We start from the raw sequence: 23,060 nt of genomic DNA, 5'->3' as shown, positions 1-23,060 counted from the left end.
GTTCTCATAGTCTTCCGGGTTTTGTATTTTATAGAAGTTCCTTAAAAAGCAAACCCGACAGGTTTTAAAAACCTGTCGGGTTTAACGCGTTGAACCAATTATCTAATTATCTAATTCTTATTTAAGAACTTTTTATCCGTCAAAGTTTTCATAAAGGCTATCAACTGCTTTTTTTCTTTATCAGATAAATTCAATTTGTCTTCGGGAAGTGTTTGATTTGGGACATCGAATCCTAAACCTAGTCCTCCACCCTGATCATAAAAATCTATTACTTCTTCCAGCGTTTTATAAACTCCATTATGCATGTAAGGGGCTGTAAGTTCGATATTTCGTATCGTTGGGGTTTTAAACGAATTTTTATGGATGGCAGCCTGCGTGATTACAAACTTCCCTAAATCTCCATCCAGTTTTTTAGTTTTATCAGGAATTCCTAAAATTTCACTTTCAGATTTGTCAAAGTTTGGCGGAACAGTTCCGTTTGTTAACGGAATAAAATGACAGGTTGCGCATTTACCTTTTCCGGCAAATAAATTAAAACCTGCTTTTTCATCTGCAGTAAAAGTTGTTTTATTCTGCATGTAATTATCAAATTTTGAATCATAATGGCTCAAAGAACGAATATAAGATGCCAAAGCATTTTTGATGGCAAATTCGTTTATTTCCCCTTTTGGAAAAGCTTTTTTGAACTCTTTTACATAGTCAGCATTCTTTTGAATCGCTAAAGCTGATTTTTCTAAAGATCCATGCATTTCATTTTCATTTTTAATTACTGCAACGGCCTGATCTTCTAGATAACTTACTCGCGAATCTGTAAAAAACACACGCTGAAAAGCAATATTAGTAAGCGTTGGTGTATTACGCTGAATCATTGATTTTCCGTCTAATGCAACTGCTCTTTCTAATCCATCTGTAAAAGCTTTTTCAGCATGATGGCAGGAAGCACAGGAACGTGTATTATTTCCCGACAAAATTGGGTCATTAAATAACTTTTTACCAAGGGCAATTTTTTCAGGTGTTGTTTGATAATCCGGAAAACCTGAAAAGGCTTCGGGATCAAAGGCGTCTTTATCAAATAGCGTTTGGGCTGTTGGTTTTAAGCCTCTTTGCTCTTTCATTAACGGAATTTCTAATTCTGCCTGCGTTTTATAAAGTCCTTTACTTAACGGATTTAAAATTTCTTTGATAAAATAAGCACGATCAAATGCATCAAAATTGTTGTTCGCCTGCAGATATTTTTTTCCTTTTTCTAAAATTTCAAGTACTTGATTAGAATTTGAAACCTCTTTATTCTCCAGATAAACACGATAATATTTTTCGATTGTTTCCAGAGATATCTTAGCTTCCGGAAGCGAGTTTAACACAACCGGCGAATCAAATCCTGTAATTCCCAAAGTAATAATTCTATAAACTTCTAATCGCATGGCATCAAAAACATGAGCATCGGTCAATTCATTTGAATTTGAAACTTTTTCTAACCGAATTAAATTTGCCGATAAAACGCCTAATTCCTGAAGCAGTTCTTTTTTATTGTTTTTATCGTATTTCGGAAAAACTAATTCTTCAACAACCTGAAATCCTTCAGGAGAAACCGTTTTACTATCATTTTCTTCAAACTCAGGTATTGCCGGTCCGTTAATCGATTTAGAAACTGCCGGTGAATAATACTCACTTAACAATTCGACTTTTTTATAACTTTTATGTGCTTCGAGAAATTGCTTTTGAATTTGAGCTTCTGCGGTATCAGATGCTACGGAATGTTTTAGTTCATTAACTTTTTCGATTAATAAAGTAATGTCTTTTTGAAACAATGTATTTATTTCCTGATGTTTGTCTTTTTTCTGACAAGCAGCAAACACAAGCAGGAAGAACAAACAATATATTTTTTTCATAGTATATAATGACAATTAAAAGAGGAATAGGTAGAAAAAACAGAAACCACTACCTCAAATTGAAATAGTGGATAACTGTTTTACGATAACTTAACAATTTATCTTGCCAAACCTTGTATAACTACAATTTGACTTGCCTGGTTTTCTTCAGGACGGTTTGCTCCGCCATCAGGTTTTAAATATTTTGTACCAGTCCATGAGTGAGGCTGTATACTTAACATAAAAGTATCTGGAATACCTAACTGTTCAGAAACATCAATTAATGCCCCATATTCCCAAACTCCTTTTTTGCTTGGATCAAGGTCTTTTGTAGCTACGTTATATTTAGCTGCATCTGCTGCTGTACGACGGTGATCTAATTCTACCACAACTTTCAAATCTTTAGTCGCAATATTATATTGGTAGATATAAGCATCATGAGTTTCGTCTCCGTATCCGTTGGCATCTTCTTCAACATAAACGTAATTTTTAGTCACACAAATGTTATCCGGATTCTGGAATTTACCAGCAATTCCGCTGCGGTTATCACCGTCAAGAATCACTTCAAGATTTCCTTTTAACGGGTCAGCAGGATCAAGATTTAATCTGTAAACCCTGCCGTATTTAGTTCTTGAACCATCGGCGTTAGTTTTATTAATATCTTGTCCTGTTACGTTAAAATACAATTCACGATCTGCATTATCGCCGCCTTTACGGTAATCTAAATCTTCTACACGACCAAATTTAACCGCTTTTAAAGTATTTACAGCCGCATTAATCTGCGCACCTGTAAGTGTTTTATGATCGTCAATTTTCACAAAAGAAACTGGGTAAGTTTTACCAGTCTCCATATCTTTTTCTCTCTGGTTATCGTCGTTTCTTTTTAGCATATACAAAGACCCATTGGTTAAATCACCCACAGTATTTGATACATACATAAAAACCTGACCACCGTAAGTTCCAGAATCGTCATCGCCAATTACAACAACCGTTTTACCTTTGTAAGCAGAAGAACGTAATGGCAAAGCATTCTCTGCACTTAAACGTCCGAAACCAGCTAATTCTTTAGATACAGATGCCGAACCTGCGCTCCCGTATGGATCTAACGCATGTGTACGAGATTCTTCTCCAGATTCTCCACAAGTTAAATAAACTGGTCCAAAACCATGTTCTGCTTGTGTAGCCATAGTTGCGCCGCACAATCTCCATGTTCCTCCGCTTGAATTTAACAAATACTCACCTTTAGTAGGTTTGAATGTTTTATCAAGTGTAATTCTTGAAACCGCATAGTTGTCTTCGTTATTTACCAAAAAAGTAAAAGTTCCATCCGTATTTTTTAATAAACCAGAACCATCTGCAGATCCTCCAAAAATATAATTTGGACTATCTGGAAAAACGTCATCTGAACTAAAAAGAGAGTAAATCTTCAGATTTTCAAAACCTGCTTGTTTCTTTAATAAACTTGGCGTTACAGATTGATCTTTTAACACAACACTTGTTGTTTCTGTTTCGTCTTTAGAATCGTTGTTATTACAAGATGTAATCACCGAACCTAAAATAAGTAGAGGTAAAATAATTCGTTTCATTTAGCTAAATATTGGTTTTTATTTTTTTACAAAGTAAATCCCTACTCTTTAACTTAAAATGACTTTGATATTATCAAAAAAATAAGGCTTTTAGCAAAAACACCTTATAACATCAAAAAAATTAACATTAATTTAGTAATACAAAATACACTTAAACTTGCAGTAACATAAAAACGAAAAAAGAGTATTACTTTATGACTCCCAAAAAACAAACCCGACAGGTTTTAAAACCTGTCGGGTTTTATAACGTTAAAGAAATTTGACAAATTATCTAATTCTAACTCTTCTCCAAAGTTCTTTTATACGTTTCAAAATTGTCTTTAATCTCTTTAGGCAATTCTGGAACCTGAATATCGGTGTATTGTTTCATTTCTTCCCAAATAATCTTCGCTGCAATATAACGCGCCATATCTTTATCATCTGCAGGAATTACATACCAAGGCGCATGCTCTTTAGAAGTCTCGTTTATCGCTTCTTCATAATAGTGCTGGTATTCATCCCAATGTTCACGCTCTTTTAAATCACCGGGAGAAAATTTCCAGTTGTGTTTTCCTTCTTCTAAACGGCGGAGCAAACGATTCTTTTGTTCATCCTTGCTTAAATGCAGAAAAAACTTCATGACAACAGTTCCGTTTTGAGTAATGTGTTTTTCGAAATTATTAATCTGCTCAATTCGGTTTTTCCAGAACTTAGGTTTAATATCCTCAACCGAATTAATTCCCGGTAAATTTTCTGCCAGAATAAATTCAGGATGCACTCTCGTTACCAAAACATTTTCATAATGTGTTCTGTTAAAAATTGCAAATTTTCCTTTTTCCGGTAAAGCAATATAATGACGCCATAAATAGTCGTGTTCTAATTCAGTTGAATTTGGTGTTTTAAAACTATGCACCACAACCCCACGCGGGTTAAATTCTTTAAAAACTTCTCTGATTAAACTGTCTTTTCCAGAAGTATCCATTCCCTGAAGACAAATTAAAACGCCATATTTATTGTGCGCATACATCACATCCTGAAAATCGCTCAATTTTGCCTGAACTTTATCTAGTTTTTCTTCCTTTTCATCATCGTCGGCATCAATATCTAATAAAGTTGGAAGTTTACTTAATTTAATTTTATCTGTGACTTTAAAATCTTTCGGGTCTATTGATTTCATATTTTTTGATTTTTATTTTCAAATTTTGTATCATAAATATAGTAATTTTACGAAGCATATTCCTGCTATTCATTGCAATACTATCAGGGCTAGGCAATTATTTTCAAAACAACATTCATGGAAAAATTCACATTAGAAATATTATTTCAAATCATCGGAATCGGTTCGGCATCAGGATTATTTTATAATAATGATGCACTTTATATTATTGGCGACAACAGCGGATTTTTATACGAATACAATATGCAGAACCAGCAGTTAAATCAGCATCCTTTAATTGATAATCCAACACAAAATATTCCGAAAAACCTAAAACCTGATTTTGAATCTTTAACACATCATAATGATACTCTGTATGTTTTTGGTTCCGGCTCTACCGAAAACCGAAACAAAATGATTGAGTTTGATATTAAATCAAAAACAGTTTTACAAAAAAATAATCTGGTCGATTTATATGCCGTAATGCAGAATTTCGGTTCTATAAAACCAGAAGATTTCAATCTGGAAGGTGCAGTTTTTGACGGCGAGAATTGGTACTTATTCAACCGTGGAAACGGAATTTCAAATAAAAACACCATTTTTACCATTCATGCCAAAAGTCTTGGAGATGAATTTGCTTTGGTTGCGACCAATTATAAACTGCCTAAAATAAAAGGTGTTCGTTCCAGTTTTACCGATGCAATTTTAGTAGAAGATAAAATCTATTTCCTTTCTACTGCCGAAGACACAAAATCAACTTACGACGACGGAGAAATCCTTGGAAGTTTTATTGGAAGAATTGATCTTAAAACCATGAAAATCGATTTTACTCAAAAAATAACTTCAACTAATAAATTTGAAGGTTTGACTTTCTATAAAAAAGAAAATAACAAAATTGAGTTTTTGCTTTGCGAGGATAATGACACGGATCTTTTAGAAACTAAGGTTTTTAAATTGACTTTGCCGATAAAATAAAGATATATCATTTGTTTTGCGAATCTCTGTGAAAATCTTTGTACTGCTTTGTGTTATAATTTTACCGCAAAGATTCGCAAAGAAAATACGCAAAGATTCACAAAGCATTTCGATGACAATACTAACGTAGAGGCGCACAGCAGTGCGTCTCCGCAAAGAATGTAAAAATAATGATGCCAAGATTGCAGATTTACGAGACGTTAGACGCACTGCTGTGCATCTCTACAAAATGCAATCGTTGAAAAATATTAGGTTTATAAAATAATTTCAATTTTATGAAAAAAGTAATTCTTTCATTGATAATAATTCTTACTCTTTCGGCAGGCGGTTATTTATTTTATACCTTTAAAGGAAATAATAAAGAAAAGAAAAGCTTAAGCACTTTAAGTATAGAAGAGTTAACTTCAAATGTGAAAAAAAATCACACGATTTTATCTCCAAAAGATTTAGATCCAAAATCATTTATTCTTCTTTTTAAAGAAAAATACAATAAAAAGTCTCCACTAAATTTTGTATCAATACTTGGAGATTTTCCTGATAACTGGGTACAGCCAAAAGATGTTGAATATTTGATTTCAGTGATGAATTCTAAAGAAAAATGCTGCGGATATATGAACTTTTTTTCTTCAACTCTTTTAACTGAAAATGCTGAAGTTGGAGGTTTTGCAATAATTTTTCTTAACTCATATATTTCTCATACAAAAATTAACCTGGGTTCAAACAGTAATCCAAAAATTGACAAGGAATCAATTAAGAAAATTGAAGATTGGTATCGGAATACAAAAAAATAAAAATTGAATTATTTTATTTTATTTCGGATTTACGAGACGTTAGACGCACTGCTGTGCGTCTCTACATAAAACCTTTGTAACTTTGAACCTTTGAACCTAATTTTTTTTTCATACCCGTCCCAACCTTTTTATCTTTTTCGCTCTCTTTATAATTAAAGACCAATATTGTGATAAACGAAACGCTAATTTCTAACTGCAAAAAAATGAACCGCGATGCACAACGTCAGGTTTATGAGCATATGGCTCCAAAATTGTATCGCGTTTGCAAACGATACCTCAAGAAGGAAGAAGAAATCGAAGAGGCTCTGGCCGACGCTTTCTATACCATATTTACAAAATTAGATCAACTCAAGGAAGAAAAAGCCTTTGAAGCCTGGGCCAGAAAAATTGCCGTTAATTACTGTTTGGCTTCCATCAAGAAAAACACCAATTTCAATATGTATCTTGATGATGTAAAAATGCTGGCGCAGCCATTTACAGAAGAAATGAACTCGTTAGAAGAAGAAGACTTACTTAATTTATTAAACCATATTCCGGATGGCTGTAAAACTGTTTTTAACCTTTTTGTTATAGAAGGTTTCGGACATAAAGAAATTGCGGCAATGCTTAACATCTCCGAAGGCACTTCAAAATCACAATTGAATGCCGCGAAAACCAAGCTAAAGGAATTAGTAAATAAATTGTATTATCAAAAGCAAAATAGTCATGGACAATCAAGATAAAATATTCAACAGATTTAAGGAAGCTGCAGATAATGCAGAACCAAAAGATTTTCCGGGAATGGAAAAAGTCTGGTCACACCTTGAGGACAAACTGGACCGAAAAGAAGATAAAAAAAGCATTGCACTTTGGAAAAAAATCGCTGTCGCAGCTTCACTTTTATTAGTAATTTCTTTAGGTTATCAGTTTTTAAAAACAGACAAAAAAGCGATTATTGAAACTCCTAAAGTTGTGGTTAATGAAGCTGAAAAAGAAACAATTAATAATTCAGCTTTAGAAAAAAACAAAACTGTCGTTTCGACAGATTCACAATTAGTTCCAAAAGAAGAAGCTGCTAAAATTTTGGAGAAACAAATTAAACAACAAGAAGGAGTTGCAATACATGAAATTGCAAGTTCTGCTGATGTAGTTGCAGCTCCAAACGTTGATGCAATGCCAGCACTTCAAGCTCCTGCTGCCGTTGCAGCAGAATCAGTATATTCAGAAGAAGAAACTGAAGTTTCAAAAGCAAAAGACAAAATAGATGTGGGTTTTGGATACTCAAGAAAAACAGAAAAAGAAACTTTTAAAGCCTCTGCGGCAGAAACGCAATCTGTAAGAGCTAAAAAAAGTGCGCCTTTGGTTATCCTTAACGGAAACGCAATGGCTCACAGCGACGGTGCAAAAAGAGACCAAATGATGCAGAAAGAACTTCCAAACTTAAGTCCTGAAAACGTAGATTCTCTGGTCATTTTAGATGAACCGCTTTATATTATTGATGGAATTTATTATTCAGAAAATGATTTATTCGGTGCAAACCCAACAAGTCCTTACGCTCCATTAAACGAGCAGGAAATAAAAACCATAACAATTCTTCAGGATCTTGAAGCCACATCGAAATATGGTGAAAAAGGAAAAAAAGGAGTTGTTATCATAACTACAAAAACAGGAAAACCGGCTTTAAAGAAATAGCCAAAACTCAACAAATCTTAGTCAAAGTTTAAAGCTTTGACTAAGAAAAAAAATCCGAACATTAATTTAAAACTTACTATCATGAAAAGTCTAAAACTTATTTCATCAGCCATTGCTATGCTTATATGTTTCGTGTCAATGGCGCAGGAAAGAACGATTACAGGAATTGTTACAGATGCAAGTTCGATTGCGCTTCCGGGAGTTAGTGTCTACATTCAAGGGACAAAAACATCTGCTGCTACAGATTTTGATGGAAAATACAGCATTCAAGCTCAAAAAGGCAATGCTCTTGTTTTTTCTTATATCGGAATGAAGACTGAAACAATTATTGTACAAGATTCAAATGTTATCAATGTTGCATTAAAAGACGAATCTAATCAGCTGCAAGAAGTTGTTACAGTGGCTTACGGAATTTCAAGAACTAAAAGGAAAGCGGCAAAACAATCAAAAAGCGAATATACGCCAGCTCCAAGTGTCACGGAATCTGTTTCTCCTAAAAATGAACCGATTTATATTGTTGACGGAGTTGCGATAAAAGCCGATCAAATGGCAAAAATTAATCCGAATGATATTGATAATGTATCTGTTTTAAAAGATGAATCGGCTACTTCCATTTACGGAAATAAAGCGGCAAACGGCGCAGTAGTTATTGCAACGAAAAACGGACTTTACAAAAATCTTTCGGAACAAGAATTAGACAAAAAATTAAATATTATCAGAACAAATCCTGTTCAGCCAACTCAGGAAGATTATGATGCTTTTGTAGAAAATGCTTTTGAAAGTCCAAAAACGGCTCCGCTTTCTACTTTTTCTATTGATGTTGATAATGCTTCTTATACCAATGTCAGACGTTTTTTGAATAGCGGACAACAAGTTCCAAAAGATGCTGTGCGTGTAGAAGAAATGGTAAACTTTTTTAAATATAATTATCCGCAGCCTAAAAATGAACATCCCTTTTCTATTAATACAGAAGTAAGCGATTCGCCTTGGAACTCACAAAACAAAATCCTTAAAATTGGTTTACAGGGAAAAAACATTCCAATTGAAGATTTACCTGCTTCAAATCTTGTTTTCTTAATTGATGTTTCGGGTTCAATGGAAGACATGAATAAACTGCCTTTGCTAAAACAATCCATGAAAATATTGGTAAATGAATTACGCCCAAATGACAAAGTAGCAATTGTGGTTTATGCGGGAGCAGCCGGAATGGTTTTGCCTTCAACTTCTGGAAACGAGAAAAAAACAATTATTAAAGCGCTGGATAAATTAGAAGCCGGAGGAAGCACAGCCGGAGGCGCAGGAATTGAACTGGCTTATAAAATTGCAACAGAGAATTTCATTAAAAGTGGCAACAATCGTGTAATTCTGGCAACTGATGGCGATTTTAATGTGGGAAGTTCTTCCAATTCTGACATGGAACAATTAATTGAAGAGAAAAGAAAAACTGGCGTTTTCTTAACTTGTTTAGGTTACGGAATGGGAAATTACAAAGACAGTAAAATGGAAATCCTTGCCGATAAAGGAAATGGAAATTATGCGTATATCGATAATATTCAGGAAGCAAATCGTTTTTTAGGAAAAGAATTTAAAGGTTCGATGTTTGCGATTGCAAAAGATGTAAAAATTCAGATTGAATTTAATCCAAAACAAGTTCAGGCATATCGATTGATTGGTTACGAAAATAGAAAACTTCGTCCAGAAGATTTTAAAAATGATGCAATTGATGCCGGGGAATTAGGAAGTAATCATACCGTTACGGCTTTGTATGAAATTATTCCGGCTGGTGTAAAAAGTGGTTATTTAAACGTGCAGCCAGATGATTTAAAATACACTCAAACTGAAACAAGTTCAAACAATTACAGCGGTGAACTGGCTACAATAAAATTCCGTTACAAAAAACCTGACGGCGATAAAAGTATTGAAATGGTTCAGATAATCAACAACAAATCCGTTAGTTTAGACAGAGCTAGTGATGATTTTAAATTCAGTACGGCTGTGGCTTGGTTTGGATTAAAACTAAGAGATTCAAAATTAATTGCTGATAAATCATCTGAAGCTATTGCGGAATTAGCACAACAAGGAATGTCATTCGATAAAGGAGGTTACAAAGCCGAATTTATTCGTCTTATTGAAACTTCTGAACAGTATAATTAATAAATATTTCTTTACATTTGGATTTTAATCGAATCATTAATTTTAAAAACGTATGAATCCAATTTTAAGCCAAAATCTATTTTTAGTTAAAGAACATATCGGAATGTTTAAAGCTGCTAACAACTACGACATTTATGACCCGGAAACGAATCAAATAATTATGAACTGCCGAGAAAACAATCTTGGTTTCTTTACTAAAGTGTTTCGTTTTACAGATTATAAAAGAGCAACGCCTTTTAATGTTGAAATTACAACTGCTTCGGGTGAAAAATTAATTTCGGTAAAAAGAGGAATTGCAATATTCAGATCAACAGTTGAAGTTTTTGACGAAAAAGACAGATTAATTGGAACCTTCAAACAGAAATTTTTCTCATTTGGAGGAAGATTTGAAATCTTAGATAAAAATGATAAACCTGCAGCAACATTACAAGGAAAATGGACAGGCTGGGATTTTAAATTTTCTCACGAAAATAAACAGCTTGCACAAGTAAGCAAGAAATGGGCCGGATTAGGAAAAGAGTTTTTTACAAGTGCAGATAATTATGTGCTTCAAATTGAAGAAACTGTACCATCAGATAGTCCGCTTAGACAATTAATTCTTGCTGCCGTAATGTGCATCGACATGGTTTTGAAAGAATAAAAAAGTTGTTAAACTTAGATTAAGAAAACACCTAAAAGCATCATTTTAGTTGGCAAAAGCTTTATTTTTGTTAGACTTAAAATGATGCTTTTTGCATTTCTAAACATAAATCATGACAGACTTAAAAAATAAAAATGCGCTTATTACAGGCGCTGGTAAAGGAATTGGTAAAGCAATCGCCATTGCTTTGGCAAAAGAAGGCGTAAACGTAATTCTTGTTGCGAGAACTCAAGCCGATGTTGATCAATTAGCCGCTGAAGTAAATCAATTTGGCGTAAAATCTTTAGCATTATCTGCAGATGTTTCTGATATCAATTCTGTAAATGCTGCCGTTGAAAAAGCTTTAGCCGAATTTAAAACTATTGATATTCTGATTAATAATGCCGGAATTGGTGCTTTTGGAAAATTTATGGAATTAGAACCTGCTGACTGGGAAAGAATTATTCAGGTAAATTTAATGGGAACGTATTATACAACCCGCGCTGTTATTCCTCAAATGATCGAAAGACAAACGGGTGATATTATCAATATTTCTTCAACAGCGGGATTAAACGGAAATGCTGTAACAAGTGCTTACAGTGCCTCAAAATTTGCTGTTATGGGTTTAACAGATTCTTTAATGCAGGAAATGAGAAAGCACAATATTCGTGTTACTGCCTTAACGCCAAGCACAGTAGCAACAGATTTAGCGATTGATTTAAAATTAACGGATGGAAATCCAGAAAAAGTAATGCAGTCTGAAGATGTTGCAGAACTGATTGTTGCACAGCTTAAACTAAACCGCAGGGTTTTTATTAAAAACAGCAGTATTTGGTCGACTAATCCTTAAATTTAAAATTCCAAAAAATTAAATTCCAAATTCCAACTGTTAATGCAATTGGAATTTGGGATTTAAAAATATTGGGATTTTTTAAAAATAATATGATGGAACAATATTTAAGACAATTAATTGCGATAGAATTTCAGGATAAAAAAGAAATTTTTACCGGATTTCTTATTGATTATTCTGATGACTGGATTTTACTTCGAAATAATCCGGTTGATTATATTTTGGATGGTTTTGTTATTTTGAAGAATAAAAATATCGAAGCAATTCACCGGGATGAAGATCTCGCTTTTACCGAAAAAGTAATTCGGCTAAAAGGAATAAACATTAATACAGAAGATATTATTCCGATTCAGGATTTGAATGCTATTGTAAATTTTCTTGACAGAAAGTATACTATTTTTCAGATTGCTAAAAAATCTTCAAAAGCTGTCTATTTAGGCAAATTGATTTCTCTTACAGCAGATGAATTATTAATTGATTTCCTTGAAACAAAAGGTAAATTTGGCGGAGAATTAGGTTTTAATCCTGAAAAGATTAGAGTTATTGAATTTGATACGGATTATATTAATTCTTTGAAATTAGTGATTCCTGAGAATCAGAAATAGATTTTTTGATACAATAAAAAAGCCCTTTTTAGAAAGGGCTTTTCTTTTTCTGTCATTGCGAGGAACGAAGCAATCACACGCTGCATATCTCTTGTGCTTTTGTTAGTGCGGTTGCTTCGTTCCTCGCAATGACAAACTAGATGTATATTTTTTTAAGCTTCCGCCAATTTATTTACAAACTCTAAACGAACACTTCCATCTTCATCAATTTTTGTCAAATTGATTTCGTGCAAAGTATTAATCAATTCAGGATTCCATGGCGTTTTTACTTTTACGTAGTTTTCAGTAAAACCGTGAATGTATCCTTCTTTATTTTCACTTTCGAATAAAACAGTTCTGTTTGTCCCTATTTGGCTTTCGTAGAAAGCACGGCGTTTTTTAACCGATAATCCGCGCAACATTTTGCTTCGTTTTGCTCTTACATTCGCAGGAACAATTCCCGGCATATCTGCAGCTTCTGTATTATCTCTTTCAGAATACGTGAAAACGTGTAGATAAGAAATATCCATTTCGTTTAAGAAATGATACGTTTCTAAGAAATGTTCGTCTGTTTCACCAGGAAAACCAACAATTACATCGACACCAATACAAGCGTGCGGCATAACTTCACGAATTTTATTTACACGGTCTGTATACACTTCACGTAAATAACGACGTTTCATTAATTTTAAAATATCGTTGCTTCCTGATTGCAGCGGAATATGGAAATGCGGTACAAAAGTTCGGCTTTTTGAAACGAAATCTATGGTTTCATTTTTCAATAAATTCGGTTCAATAGATGAAATACGAAGACGTTCGATTCCTTCAACTTCATCTAAAGCTTTCACTAAATCAAGAAAAGTATGTTCGTGTTTTTTATTTCCGAATTCGCCTTTTCCGTAATCCCCAATATTAACTCCGGTTAAAACAATTTCTCTAATATTTTGTGCCGAAATTTCTTTGGCATTTTTTAAAACATTTTCTAAAGCGTCACTTCTTGAAATTCCACGCGCTAACGGAATAGTGCAATACGTGCATTTATAATCGCAGCCGTCCTGAACTTTCAAGAAAGCTCGCGTACGATCTCCAATGGAGTAACTTCCCACATAAAAATCAGCTTCGGCAATTTCGCAGGAATGAACTTCACCCATATCATTTTTGCTCAAATCATGAATATAGTCTGTGATTTTAAATTTTTCTGTAGCTCCCAGAACTAAATCAACACCGTCAACGGCTGCTAATTCTTCTGGTTTTAATTGTGCATAACATCCAACTGCAGCAACAAAAGCTTTATCATTAAGTTTCATTGCCTTTTTTACAACCTGCTTAAACTGCTTATCTGCATTTTCTGTTACAGAACAGGTATTGATAACATATATATCTGCAATTTCTTCAAAATCGACACGATCAAAACCTTCATCATTAAAGTTTCTGGCAATCGTAGAGGTTTCTGAGAAATTCAATTTGCAGCCAAGCGTATAAAAAGCAACTTTTTTTCTATTTTCCATAGGAATGCACTACATTTATAGTAGTAAGATATTATATTTACATCTCTATTAAAGAGTTTGCAAATTTACATACAATATTCTTGAAAATAAAATCAATAATACACTATATATCAATATTTTGCATAAAACATCAATTTTAAAACGCATTAAAAAATCAAATAATAAATCAATTATTTCTTAAATTTTGTATTTTAGGAGGTGATAAAATTTAATTCAATAAGAATAAAATGACAAAATTATCGATTAAGTGCAAATTTTATCGATTAAATACGTTTTTTTGTCTTTTAAATTAAAATTTTCTTACATTTAACTTTGCTTAGAAAATTTCAGTCTTATATTGAGTTTTTATAAATTTTAAACTTTAATATTAATATAATAACAATTCATATAAAACAATTTTGATTTTCAATCGTTATGTTGTTGTTTTGTTATTAAAAAACGAATGGGAACGCCGAAAACCATAAAGAGTAGGCAAAAATTAAAAATTAAAAACTCCATTATGAAAGCATTTTTACCCACGATCTGCTTGATGTTCTTAACCATTTTTAGTTCGCAAGCGCAAACTAATGCCCCAGCTGCAGCTGCAAACCCATTTCCATCTATTAGTACTTTAACAAATTGGGCGAGTTTAAACTCTCAGTCACAATTTGATATTGCCATTCGTGCGGTCGGGTTTAAATTTGAAGTAAAGGAGCCAGGTGAAGGATCAACTGCTTACACTTACATTCGTAAAGTAACTGTAAATGAAGTAAACTATACAGATAGAATTGTTTACAGAATTACTAACAATAATTCAGCAAGTATTATCTCTTTAGTTACTGCTTCTACAGATTTAGTAAGTTTATATACTCCACAATTAGCAACATTCAAAAATAACAATTGTAAAACTGAAATGTCTAAAGACAAAAATACAACTTGCAGCTGTTACGAAAGTGTCGTTTATGCAATCGATCTTTGCGACGAGCGTGTAAAACTTACAATGGGTGACGGAAATAAATATTTTGTTTCTGTAGCTAAAAAATAATTCAAAGAAACTACGTTTTCCAAATCTTTGCAGACTTTTATAGTTTTCAAAGATTTGGAGGAACGCATTTCTTAAAATACAATTCCTTTATAAGTTTGGATTTTTGAGTTCGTACCAAACTTCTATTTCTCCTTCATATTCGAAAGAATTCACAAAATGGAAACCTAGTTTTTCTAAAATCTTTCTGGAATTTTCATTTCCCGCATCCGCGAAAGCGTAAAGCTTCTCTACTTTCATTTCGTTAAAAGCATAATCGATAAAAGCTTTTCCAGCTTCAGAGGCGTATCCTTTTCCCCAATGTTTTTCGATAAAACGATATCCTAACTCGTAAAAGTTTTTATGATTATTGATTTCGTCTGTAATATACTTTATTCCTGACCAGCCAATAAATTCATTGGTTTCTTTTAAAACTACAGCCCAGCGGCCTGTTCCTAAATTGACATATTGTTTCTGAATATTCTCAATCATATCAATACTTTCCTGAATATTCTTTACGGGATTGTTTCCAAGAAAAAGATGCACATTCGGATTCGAATCCAATTCGAACATTCCTTCTGCATCAGAAAGCTCTAGTTCTCGCAATATCAAACGTTCTGTTTTGATTGGATTTTTCATCTCAAATTTAATTTAAAATATATTTCTGTACCACTTCGGCAACGCCGTCGTTGTTATTTGACGCTACAATTAAATTAGCTTTGTCACGCAATTCTGGCGTTACATTATCAACCCAAACACCTAAACCGGCATATTCAATCATAGTTAAATCATTTCCAGCGTTTCCAACGGCGATAATTTCACTTTGATGAATTCCGAGTTTATTTGCTAATTGTTTTAAACTTGCCGCCTTATCAATTCCGTTTTGCGCAGCTTCAAGGAAAAAAGGTTTAGACATCGAAACACTTAAATGCGGCATTGCGGCTAATAAATCTTTTTCGACTTCTTTTAAATAAGCCGGATCTTCAAGTAAAATACATTTTACAGCAGGTCTGTCAACATAATCTTTAAAACTCGAAACTTTGCGGTGCGCCATTCCTGTAATATCTTTTTCAATCTCGATATATTCAGAATCGGTTTCGCTTATAATTTCGTCATCTAAATACGTTATAATGTGCGTTTTCATTTTTACACTATAATCGTATAAAGCGTGAATTTGTTCTACAGTAAGCTTCTGTTCAAATAAAATCAAATCATCTTTCACCTGGCTGATAATTGCACCGTTAAAAGAAATCATATAAGAATCATTCAAATCCAATTCCAGCTCTTTAGCGTAAGCAATCATAGCCGATGTTGGTCTTCCCGAAGCCAAAACAACATAAACGCCTTTTGCCTGTGCTTCTAATAAAACTTTTTTATTTAAATCAGAAATTTTGTGGTCGTCTGTCAACAAGGTATCATCCATGTCGAGAACTAACATTTTGTATTGCATATTTTTTCAGTGTTTAGTACTTAGTGTTCAGTTTACAGTTTACAGTGTTCAGCATCAAAACCGTGACTGAACACTAACTACTGAACACTGAATACTATCTAAATACTCATTCTAAATTCTTCAATAACCGGATTTGCTTTTGCAAAATCTGTTTCCTGAATAAAAACCTCAACGGCTAAATCTGTACCGCCAAAACCTCCTAAACGAGCTGATTGAATATTATCTTTTTTTACAGTTTCTACGCCGGCTTCCTCTAATCTTTCCTGCAAAGCAATTGCTAATACTTCGCTTCCTGAAAACACCTTCATTAATCCCATGACATTTTATTTTATTAATTATTAATCTATTCTAGTATTGTTTTTAATTGATTTTGAAAATCTTCATTTTCATTTACTCCAATATGTTCCTGATTTTTTAATGGATAAAAAACAGCATTTGATTTCAAAAGTTTTTTTAACCGACTGAATTCTCAAAAGGAATTAATTGGTCTGCCGTTCCATGAAAAATATAAATTGGAGCTTTTATCTTCGGAAGATATATATTGGTTTCTAAACTAAACTTTTTCATAAAGTCCGGAAACATTGGTACTCGTTTACTTGATAATTCTAAAAAATTATAATACGGCGCCTGCAGCAGTAAAGCTTTTGGTTTATTTTCAAAAGCTAATTTAGCCGCAAATCCGGAACCTATCGAATATCCGGCAATTATGATTTTATCTTCTGGATATCTTTTCGTCATCGACTGATACACAATCGTAATATCTTTTGACAATTGTTCTTCATTTTCGATTTCGCCTTCGCTTTTCCCGAAACTTCTGTAATCTAAAATAAAAATATCGTATCCTAATGAAGTATATACTTTTGCAATTTTACCCCAGGTTTCAAGCGTTCCGGCATTTCCATGAAGATAAAAAACGAGTCCTTTAGAATTTTCAGCCTTAAATAATAATCCGTTAAGAATAGTTCCATCAAATGATTTGATGTTTATTTCTTCGAACTTTTGCTGATAATCAAACTTGTAATCTTTTGGCAATCTCGAACTATGAAAAATCAACTCAACCTGATTAAAATAAACATACGAAATTATCAAAAAATAAATAATCAGAAAAAAGCACAAAAGTACGATTGACAAGAATTTAAACGTTTTTAATATTTCCATGTATTATTATTTAGTTTTCAGTTCAGTCACAGTTTACAGTTTTTCTTATTGCAAACTGTGACTGAAAACTGCGACTATTTACTCTTCTTCAATATCGTCTTCTTCTTCATCCAGTTCCTCCTCGCCTTCTTCATCCATATCAAATAAATAAGGTTCCAATAACATTTTATCTGCCAAAATTTCGATGCGTTCTGTCAAAGTTTCAGCAAAAATTAAACGCTGCGTTTTGGCAATACTGTTAGAAATACGCATGATTTTAGTTTCATGGCGCAATTTCAAAATAGGATCTGCATCATCAAGGATAAACATTTTCAAACGGTTTACATTATAACCTGCAGTAGAAAACATATCGCTCAATTTATTTGGCGTTCCAATTAAAACATCAATTCCGGTAGAAACGTAATTTTTATCATAATCCATATCGCCTTTGTCATGAACACCATACACTTCGAGATTCGTATATTTCCCGTATTTCTCAAAAAGCTCTTCCATTTCAAGCACTTTTGCTTTGTCTTCAACAATAATCAAAGCACGTGGTGATTCTTCATTTTTTCCAGCCAATTGCTGAATCACATTCAAAACAATTGTAGTTGATTTTCCGCTTTTTTCTGGAGAAATAACAATACAATCCGCACCACTTTTTATGGTCGAAAAAGTTTCCAGCTGCAAAACATTTGCTTCTGTTAATCCATTTTCAATTAAAGCGTCTTGTAATTTCTCGTTTATTTTTTTTAGTTTCATTTTTTTAAGCTTTAAGCTATAAGCCATAGGCTGTAAGCAAAAGTTATCTATATTTTAAAAGCTTAAAGCCTAAAGCTTAAAGCCTACAGCGCGAAGCACCATCTATTTGCTTGCGAACATTTTCACGTCGCCTTCAGAGATTTCGTTTCCTCCTAAAATGATTAATCTTTCGACAACATTTCGAAGTTCACGAATATTTCCTGTCCAATCGTATTCCTGTAATAATTGTATGGCTTGCGCCGAAAATACCTTAACCACATTTCCTTGCTCTGATGCAATTTTCTCTGCAAAATGCCTTATCAAAGCCGGAATATCGTCACGTCTTTCATTTAATGGCGGAACTTTAATTAAAATTACAGCCAGACGATGGTATAAATCTTCACGGAAACGGCCTTCGGCGATTTCTGTTTTTAAATCTTTATTGGTTGCGGCAACCACACGAACATCAACTTTAATGTCTTTATCGGCACCAACTCTTGTAATCATACTTTCCTGAAGCGCACGTAAAACTTTGGCTTGCGCCGAAAGGCTCATATCTCCAATTTCATCTAAGAAAATAGTTCCTTTATCTGCTGCTTCAAACTTTCCGGCACGATCCTTAACTGCTGATGTAAAAGCACCTTTTACGTGTCCAAATAATTCACTTTCGATCAATTCACTCGGAATCGCCGCACAGTTTACTTCAATTAAAGGGAAATTAGCGCGTTCGCTTTTTTCGTGTAATTGATGCGCTACTAATTCTTTTCCGGTTCCGTTTGGTCCCGTAATTAAAACTCTGGCTTCGGTTTGAGCTACTTTATCAATCATCACTTTAATATGATTAATAGATTCGCTGTCGCCAATCATTTCGTAATTTTTGCTGACTTTTTTCTTTAGAATTTTATTCTCAACAACTAATTGTTTTTTATCTAAAGCATTACGAACCGTATTCAATAAACGGTTTAAATCTGGTGGTTTTGAGATATAGTCAAAAGCGCCCAAACGCATGGTATGAATTGCGGTTTCCATATCGCCATGACCTGAAATCATAACCATCGGAATCTCCGGTTTTATTTTTTTTACTTCTTCTAAAACCTCAACACCGTCCAGTTTTGGCATTTTGATATCGCACAAAACCAAATCGTAATCGTTATTTTTTATTTTTTCAAGACCCGCAGCCCCATCTTCGGCTTCATCAACCTGATAGGTATCATTTTCTTCTGATAATATTTTTACCAAAACTCTTCTAATCGCTGCTTCGTCCTCAATTATTAGTATCCTACTCATTCTTCGTAATTTTCAATTTTAAAAATTCCAAAATCCAATTATTGGAATTTGGTATTTATTCCCATTCTTTGAGAATTGGAATTTAATACTTTAACCATTTATATAGCTCTTTCCAAGTTGGTTTTTTACCGTACATTAAAATACCTACTCGGTAAATTTTTGCTGCGAACCAAACGACAAGGAAAAAGGCAGCAAACAATAATGATACCGAAATTGCGATTTGCCACCACGGCACGCCAAACGGAATACGCATTAACATAACTATTGGTGATGTAAGCGGAATCATGGAGAATACAACGGCAACAGTTCCGTGCGGATCGTTTACAACCGTAAAAAATCCGATATATACACTCAGAATTAACGGCATTAATATTGGCAGTAAAAATTGCTGTGAATCGGTTTGATTGTCAACAGCGGCTCCAATTGCGGCATAAAACGAACTGTATAGAAAATAACCTCCAATAAAATAAATTATAAATCCAATTAAAATACTTGCAATGGGTAAATTCCATGCTTCTCTTAATCCCATTTGTAATATTCCAGAAAAATTATGTTCCACTGATTGCATTAATACAGGCGGAATATTTGATCCCGGCCTAATATTTATACCAAAAAATGCCGAGGCCGCAAACATTAATCCTAAACCAATAATAGCCCAAATTATAAATTGTAAAATTCCCGCAAGAGAAGTTCCAACGATTTTACCAATCATTAACTCAAATGGTTTTACAGATGAAATAATGATTTCGATAATTCGGTTTGTTTTTTCTTCGATTACGCTTCGCATTACCATATTTCCGTAAATGATGATAAACATCATAATCAAATAACCGAATGCACCGCCTATTGCGATTTTTATTTCATTTAATCCTTTTAAACTTTCTTCTCCTGAAGCTTTAACTAAATGAATATTGACATCTGACTGTGCTTTTTGAATTGCAAGTGTATCTAGTTTGGCGCTTTCGAGATTTAGTTTGGTAATTTTTGTTCCGATGATTTTCTGCGTGCCTTCTATAAAAGAAATACTTGGACTGTTATTCGAAATAAACTCAATTTTACTTTCTAAATCTTTTGTTTTATTTGTTTTTGGAATGACAATTAATCCGCTGAAATTTTCTTTTGTAATGCTGTCTTTTAAAGCTTTTACATCAATTTCAGATAAATTCAGATATTTGAATTCGGCACCTTTTTTATTTTCCTTTAAAAAATCGGCAGCAAAAAGTCCGGTTTCGTCATGTATCGCGATACGTTTTGTTTCGGCTTTCATCGTGCTTAAATAACCTATAAAAACGGCTATCGCAACAAATAAAAGCGGACTCAAAAAAGTCATGACAACAAAAGATTTATTGCGGACTTTGGCAATAAATTCTCTTTTTATAATTAATGAAATAATACTCATTTCTTGATTTTAGATTTTAGATTGTTGACTTTAGATTTTTAGATTTTAGGCCTTCACTCTAAAATCTAAAATCTGAAATCTAAACTTTATTCTCTGTAACTGTTTGAATAAAAATATCGTTTACACTTGGAATTTTTTCTACGAAATGCGTTACTTGTCCGCGTTGTGTCAGGATATTTAATAATTCGTTTGGTGCTGCATTTCCTATTTGAATGTTTAATTTTAAATCATCATTTAAGGATTTAAAATTCGCAGGTGAAACGGTAAACTTTTGTGTAATATCGTACATCAAACCTTCAACATTATTGGTCAGGATTCCAACTTCAAAACTGTTGGTTTTAAACTGACGTTTTACATCGCCCACTTTTCCTTCAATCAGTTTATTTGATTTGTGAATTAAAGCAATATGATCGCAAAGTTCTTCTACACTTTCCATTCTGTGTGTCGAAAAAATAATGGTTGAACCCTGCTCTTTTAATGCCAAAATTTCATCTTTTATAACATTGGCATTTACAGGATCGAAACCTGAGAAAGGCTCATCAAAAATTAACAATTTTGGTTTATGTAAAACACAAACTACAAACTGAATTTTCTGTGCCATTCCTTTAGAAAGTTCCTGAATTTTTTTATTCCACCAGCCTTGAATCCCTAAGCGGTCAAACCAATAATCCAATTGCTTTTTGGCTTCGGCTTTTGAAAGTCCTTTCATTTGTGCAAGATATAAGCATTGTTCCCCCACTTTCATCGAGCTGTATAATCCTCTTTCTTCCGGAAGATAACCAATTGTCTGTACGTGTTTTGGCTGCAGTTTTTCTCCATCTAAAATTACTTCGCCGCTGTCTGGCATTGTAATTTGATTGATGATTCTGATTAGGGAAGTTTTTCCAGCTCCATTAGGACCTAAAAGTCCATATATACTGCCTTTTGGCACATTTAATGAAACTTCGTTAAGCGCTACATAATCGCCATATTGTTTTACGACTTTATGTACTTCGAGTAAGTTGCTCATTTTGTTTTTTTGGATTTTCTTGCGCTGGCTTTTGTTATTTTTACCAACAGTCTGTAAAAGTAAATAATTACTAGCGAATCTGCATAATAATACACAAAAAACCCATTCTATTTATGTTTAGAATGGGTTTTAAATTTATTTAAACATTTTAGAAAAGTTTAGATTATGAGAACATATCTTTTACTTTTTCAAAAAATGATTTTTCTGATTTTTCAGGGCTTGGTATAAAATGCTCGTCATTTAAAGCATTTTCAAAGAATTGTTTTTGTTCTTTGTTTAATGTTTTTGGTGTCCAAACATTTACATGAACTAATAAATCTCCGCTTCCGTAACCGTTTAAACTTGGAATTCCTTTTCCTTTTAATCTTAAGATTTTTCCAGATTGAATTCCTTCTTCCAGCTTAATACGAACTTTTCCGTTGATAGCTTCAATATCTTTTGAAACTCCTAAAACTGCTTCTGGGAAACTGATATATAAATCAAAGTGAATGTTTTCACCTTCACGTTTTAAGAATTCGTGTTCTACTTCTTCAATGGCAACGATCAAATCACCCGGAATACTATTTCCTGGCGCATCGTTTCCTTTGTTTGAAACTTTCAACTGCATTCCGTCAGTAACACCTGCCGGGATTTTGATTGATACTGTTTCATCTTCCTGAACCATTCCTTGTGCATCTGCCTCAGAAGGTCTTTTATCTAAAATTTGACCAGAACCACCACAAGTAGGACATGTTGATGCTGACTGCATTCTTCCTAAAATGGTATTGGTTACACGCATTACCTGACCTTGACCGTTACAAGTCGTACAAGTTTTATACGTTACACCTTTTGCCTGAACTTTACGTTTTACTTTTACTTTTTTCTCAACACCATTTGCAATTTCTTCTAAAGTAAGTTTTACTTTAATTCGAAGATTGCTTCCTTTAGCGCGACGAGGACCTCCGCCTCCGCCGCCAAAACCGCCAAAACCGCCACCAAAAATGTCACCAAACTGGCTGAAAATGTCATCCATATTCATACCTCCGTGACCACCGCCAAATCCGCCAGAACCATCAAATGCTTGATGTCCGTACTGATCATATTTAGCTTTTTTATTTGGATCGCTTAAAACTTCATAAGCTTCAGCAGCTAATTTAAAGTTTTCTTCTGCCTCTTTGTCGCCTGGATTTTTATCAGGGTGGTATTTAAGCGCACTTTTTCTATATGCTTTTTTTATTTCGGCAGCGTCAGCATTTTTTGAAATGCCTAGTATTTCGTAAAAATCTTTTTTCATAGTTAGGTTTAAATTCCAAATCC

The 23,060-nt window shown here is 33.5% G+C and carries 22 protein-coding genes; 9 read left to right on the top strand and 13 right to left on the bottom strand.

The features are described 5' to 3' along the window. Nucleotides 1-110: 110 nt before the first annotated feature. From BUE10_RS08860 to BUE10_RS08850, 3 genes are all read right to left on the bottom strand, one after another. On the bottom strand, nt 111-1,889 hold the full coding sequence (locus tag BUE10_RS08860) for a cytochrome-c peroxidase (RefSeq protein ID WP_073484323.1): 1,779 nt from the start codon (nt 1,887-1,889) through the stop codon (nt 111-113). A gap of 98 nt (nt 1,890-1,987) precedes the next feature. Continuing rightward, the gene (locus BUE10_RS08855; RefSeq protein ID WP_091290549.1) at nt 1,988-3,454 is read right to left on the bottom strand and encodes a PhoX family protein; all 1,467 of its coding nucleotides are present in this window, start codon (nt 3,452-3,454) and stop codon (nt 1,988-1,990) included. A 277-nt stretch (nt 3,455-3,731) separates the two neighbouring features. Continuing rightward, nucleotides 3,732-4,610: a PPK2 family polyphosphate kinase gene (locus tag BUE10_RS08850; protein ID WP_073484321.1), complete on the bottom strand. Its 879-nt coding sequence runs from the start codon at nt 4,608-4,610 to the stop codon at nt 3,732-3,734. Between the two features lie 117 nt (nt 4,611-4,727). Here BUE10_RS08850 and BUE10_RS08845 point away from each other — a divergent pair, with 117 nt between their 5' ends. The 8 genes from BUE10_RS08845 (at nt 4,728) to BUE10_RS08810 (ending at nt 12,254) form a co-directional block, all read left to right on the top strand. Next, nucleotides 4,728-5,564, top strand: a complete 837-nt coding sequence (locus BUE10_RS08845; protein WP_073484319.1) for a DUF6929 family protein — start codon at nt 4,728-4,730, stop codon at nt 5,562-5,564. A 275-nt stretch (nt 5,565-5,839) separates the two neighbouring features. After that, nucleotides 5,840-6,355 carry a hypothetical protein gene (locus tag BUE10_RS08840; RefSeq protein WP_073484317.1) on the top strand — a complete coding sequence of 172 codons (516 nt, stop codon included), beginning with the start codon at nt 5,840-5,842 and terminating at the stop codon, nt 6,353-6,355. Between the two features lie 203 nt (nt 6,356-6,558). Continuing rightward, a complete protein-coding gene (locus BUE10_RS08835) occupies nt 6,559-7,077 on the top strand; it encodes an RNA polymerase sigma factor (RefSeq protein ID WP_073485232.1) in 519 nt (172 codons plus the stop codon). After that, nucleotides 7,061-8,026 (top strand): hypothetical protein, encoded by a 966-nt coding sequence (locus tag BUE10_RS08830; protein WP_073484314.1) that lies wholly within the window; start codon nt 7,061-7,063, stop codon nt 8,024-8,026. Before BUE10_RS08835 ends, BUE10_RS08830 begins: the two co-directional genes overlap by 17 nt. 81 nt (nt 8,027-8,107) lie before the next feature. Continuing rightward, a complete protein-coding gene (locus tag BUE10_RS08825; RefSeq protein WP_073484312.1) occupies nt 8,108-10,180 on the top strand; it encodes a vWA domain-containing protein in 2,073 nt (690 codons plus the stop codon). A 52-nt stretch (nt 10,181-10,232) separates the two neighbouring features. After that, complete coding sequence (locus tag BUE10_RS08820; RefSeq protein WP_053474033.1) at nt 10,233-10,820, top strand: LURP-one-related/scramblase family protein; 588 nt, start codon at nt 10,233-10,235, stop codon at nt 10,818-10,820. A 112-nt stretch (nt 10,821-10,932) separates the two neighbouring features. After that, nucleotides 10,933-11,649, top strand: coding sequence for a 3-ketoacyl-ACP reductase (locus BUE10_RS08815; RefSeq protein ID WP_073484309.1), 717 nt, complete (start codon nt 10,933-10,935; stop codon nt 11,647-11,649). A gap of 95 nt (nt 11,650-11,744) precedes the next feature. Continuing rightward, nucleotides 11,745-12,254, top strand: a complete 510-nt coding sequence (locus tag BUE10_RS08810; RefSeq protein ID WP_073484307.1) for a hypothetical protein — start codon at nt 11,745-11,747, stop codon at nt 12,252-12,254. Nucleotides 12,255-12,406: 152 nt separating this feature from the next. Here BUE10_RS08810 and mtaB read toward each other — a convergent pair whose 3' ends face one another. Next, on the bottom strand, nt 12,407-13,741 hold the full coding sequence (gene mtaB, locus BUE10_RS08805; protein WP_073484305.1) for a tRNA (N(6)-L-threonylcarbamoyladenosine(37)-C(2))-methylthiotransferase MtaB: 1,335 nt from the start codon (nt 13,739-13,741) through the stop codon (nt 12,407-12,409). Nucleotides 13,742-14,240: 499 nt separating this feature from the next. Here mtaB and BUE10_RS08800 point away from each other — a divergent pair, with 499 nt between their 5' ends. Then, nucleotides 14,241-14,765 (top strand): hypothetical protein, encoded by a 525-nt coding sequence (locus tag BUE10_RS08800; protein ID WP_073485230.1) that lies wholly within the window; start codon nt 14,241-14,243, stop codon nt 14,763-14,765. Between the two features lie 87 nt (nt 14,766-14,852). Here the strand turns inward: BUE10_RS08800 and BUE10_RS08795 are convergent, their stop codons facing one another. The 9 genes from BUE10_RS08795 to dnaJ all read right to left on the bottom strand — a co-directional run bounded on the left by BUE10_RS08795 (nt 14,853) and on the right by dnaJ (nt 23,037). Continuing rightward, nucleotides 14,853-15,380 (bottom strand): GNAT family N-acetyltransferase, encoded by a 528-nt coding sequence (locus BUE10_RS08795; RefSeq protein ID WP_073484303.1) that lies wholly within the window; start codon nt 15,378-15,380, stop codon nt 14,853-14,855. A gap of 7 nt (nt 15,381-15,387) precedes the next feature. Next, complete coding sequence (locus tag BUE10_RS08790) at nt 15,388-16,191, bottom strand: Cof-type HAD-IIB family hydrolase (RefSeq protein WP_073484301.1); 804 nt, start codon at nt 16,189-16,191, stop codon at nt 15,388-15,390. A 98-nt stretch (nt 16,192-16,289) separates the two neighbouring features. After that, nucleotides 16,290-16,508, bottom strand: coding sequence for a putative signal transducing protein (locus BUE10_RS08785; protein ID WP_053474039.1), 219 nt, complete (start codon nt 16,506-16,508; stop codon nt 16,290-16,292). 136 nt (nt 16,509-16,644) lie between these two features. Beyond that, on the bottom strand, nt 16,645-17,349 hold the full coding sequence (locus BUE10_RS08780) for an alpha/beta hydrolase (protein ID WP_234984726.1): 705 nt from the start codon (nt 17,347-17,349) through the stop codon (nt 16,645-16,647). 78 nt (nt 17,350-17,427) lie between these two features. Continuing rightward, nucleotides 17,428-18,090 carry a DEAD/DEAH box helicase gene (locus BUE10_RS08775; protein WP_073485229.1) on the bottom strand — a complete coding sequence of 221 codons (663 nt, stop codon included), beginning with the start codon at nt 18,088-18,090 and terminating at the stop codon, nt 17,428-17,430. A 102-nt stretch (nt 18,091-18,192) separates the two neighbouring features. Next, nucleotides 18,193-19,356: a sigma-54-dependent transcriptional regulator gene (locus tag BUE10_RS08770; RefSeq protein WP_053474042.1), complete on the bottom strand. Its 1,164-nt coding sequence runs from the start codon at nt 19,354-19,356 to the stop codon at nt 18,193-18,195. An 82-nt stretch (nt 19,357-19,438) separates the two neighbouring features. After that, nucleotides 19,439-20,755, bottom strand: coding sequence for an ABC transporter permease (locus tag BUE10_RS08765; RefSeq protein WP_073484299.1), 1,317 nt, complete (start codon nt 20,753-20,755; stop codon nt 19,439-19,441). Nucleotides 20,756-20,834: 79 nt separating this feature from the next. Beyond that, complete coding sequence (locus BUE10_RS08760; protein WP_073484297.1) at nt 20,835-21,764, bottom strand: ABC transporter ATP-binding protein; 930 nt, start codon at nt 21,762-21,764, stop codon at nt 20,835-20,837. A 163-nt stretch (nt 21,765-21,927) separates the two neighbouring features. After that, nucleotides 21,928-23,037 (bottom strand): molecular chaperone DnaJ, encoded by a 1,110-nt coding sequence (gene dnaJ / locus BUE10_RS08755; protein ID WP_073484295.1) that lies wholly within the window; start codon nt 23,035-23,037, stop codon nt 21,928-21,930. Nucleotides 23,038-23,060 lie beyond the last annotated feature (23 nt).

This window comes from Flavobacterium sp. CF108 (assembly GCF_900129795.1).
Classification (GTDB): domain Bacteria; phylum Bacteroidota; class Bacteroidia; order Flavobacteriales; family Flavobacteriaceae; genus Flavobacterium.
The sequence above is the reverse complement of the archived record's forward strand: the minus strand, read 5'-3'. Positions and strand labels throughout refer to the sequence as shown.

What these genes read in the sequence shown, in the direction of transcription:
- BUE10_RS08860 (WP_073484323.1), bottom strand. Translation starts at nt 1,889, where the DNA reads ATGAAAAAAATATATTGTTTGTTCTTCCTGCTTGTGTTTGCTGCTTGT.
- BUE10_RS08855 (WP_091290549.1), bottom strand. Translation starts at nt 3,454, where the DNA reads ATGAAACGAATTATTTTACCTCTACTTATTTTAGGTTCGGTGATTACA.
- BUE10_RS08850 (WP_073484321.1), bottom strand. Translation starts at nt 4,610, where the DNA reads ATGAAATCAATAGACCCGAAAGATTTTAAAGTCACAGATAAAATTAAA.
- BUE10_RS08845 (WP_073484319.1), top strand. Translation starts at nt 4,728, where the DNA reads ATGGAAAAATTCACATTAGAAATATTATTTCAAATCATCGGAATCGGT.
- BUE10_RS08840 (WP_073484317.1), top strand. Translation starts at nt 5,840, where the DNA reads ATGAAAAAAGTAATTCTTTCATTGATAATAATTCTTACTCTTTCGGCA.
- BUE10_RS08835 (WP_073485232.1), top strand. Translation starts at nt 6,559, where the DNA reads ATGAACCGCGATGCACAACGTCAGGTTTATGAGCATATGGCTCCAAAA.
- BUE10_RS08830 (WP_073484314.1), top strand. Translation starts at nt 7,061, where the DNA reads ATGGACAATCAAGATAAAATATTCAACAGATTTAAGGAAGCTGCAGAT.
- BUE10_RS08825 (WP_073484312.1), top strand. Translation starts at nt 8,108, where the DNA reads ATGAAAAGTCTAAAACTTATTTCATCAGCCATTGCTATGCTTATATGT.
- BUE10_RS08820 (WP_053474033.1), top strand. Translation starts at nt 10,233, where the DNA reads ATGAATCCAATTTTAAGCCAAAATCTATTTTTAGTTAAAGAACATATC.
- BUE10_RS08815 (WP_073484309.1), top strand. Translation starts at nt 10,933, where the DNA reads ATGACAGACTTAAAAAATAAAAATGCGCTTATTACAGGCGCTGGTAAA.
- BUE10_RS08810 (WP_073484307.1), top strand. Translation starts at nt 11,745, where the DNA reads ATGGAACAATATTTAAGACAATTAATTGCGATAGAATTTCAGGATAAA.
- mtaB (WP_073484305.1), bottom strand. Translation starts at nt 13,741, where the DNA reads ATGGAAAATAGAAAAAAAGTTGCTTTTTATACGCTTGGCTGCAAATTG.
- BUE10_RS08800 (WP_073485230.1), top strand. Translation starts at nt 14,241, where the DNA reads ATGAAAGCATTTTTACCCACGATCTGCTTGATGTTCTTAACCATTTTT.
- BUE10_RS08795 (WP_073484303.1), bottom strand. Translation starts at nt 15,380, where the DNA reads ATGAAAAATCCAATCAAAACAGAACGTTTGATATTGCGAGAACTAGAG.
- BUE10_RS08790 (WP_073484301.1), bottom strand. Translation starts at nt 16,191, where the DNA reads ATGCAATACAAAATGTTAGTTCTCGACATGGATGATACCTTGTTGACA.
- BUE10_RS08785 (WP_053474039.1), bottom strand. Translation starts at nt 16,508, where the DNA reads ATGGGATTAATGAAGGTGTTTTCAGGAAGCGAAGTATTAGCAATTGCT.
- BUE10_RS08780 (WP_234984726.1), bottom strand. Translation starts at nt 17,349, where the DNA reads ATGGAAATATTAAAAACGTTTAAATTCTTGTCAATCGTACTTTTGTGC.
- BUE10_RS08775 (WP_073485229.1), bottom strand. Translation starts at nt 18,090, where the DNA reads ATGAAACTAAAAAAAATAAACGAGAAATTACAAGACGCTTTAATTGAA.
- BUE10_RS08770 (WP_053474042.1), bottom strand. Translation starts at nt 19,356, where the DNA reads ATGAGTAGGATACTAATAATTGAGGACGAAGCAGCGATTAGAAGAGTT.
- BUE10_RS08765 (WP_073484299.1), bottom strand. Translation starts at nt 20,755, where the DNA reads ATGAGTATTATTTCATTAATTATAAAAAGAGAATTTATTGCCAAAGTC.
- BUE10_RS08760 (WP_073484297.1), bottom strand. Translation starts at nt 21,764, where the DNA reads ATGAGCAACTTACTCGAAGTACATAAAGTCGTAAAACAATATGGCGAT.
- dnaJ (WP_073484295.1), bottom strand. Translation starts at nt 23,037, where the DNA reads ATGAAAAAAGATTTTTACGAAATACTAGGCATTTCAAAAAATGCTGAC.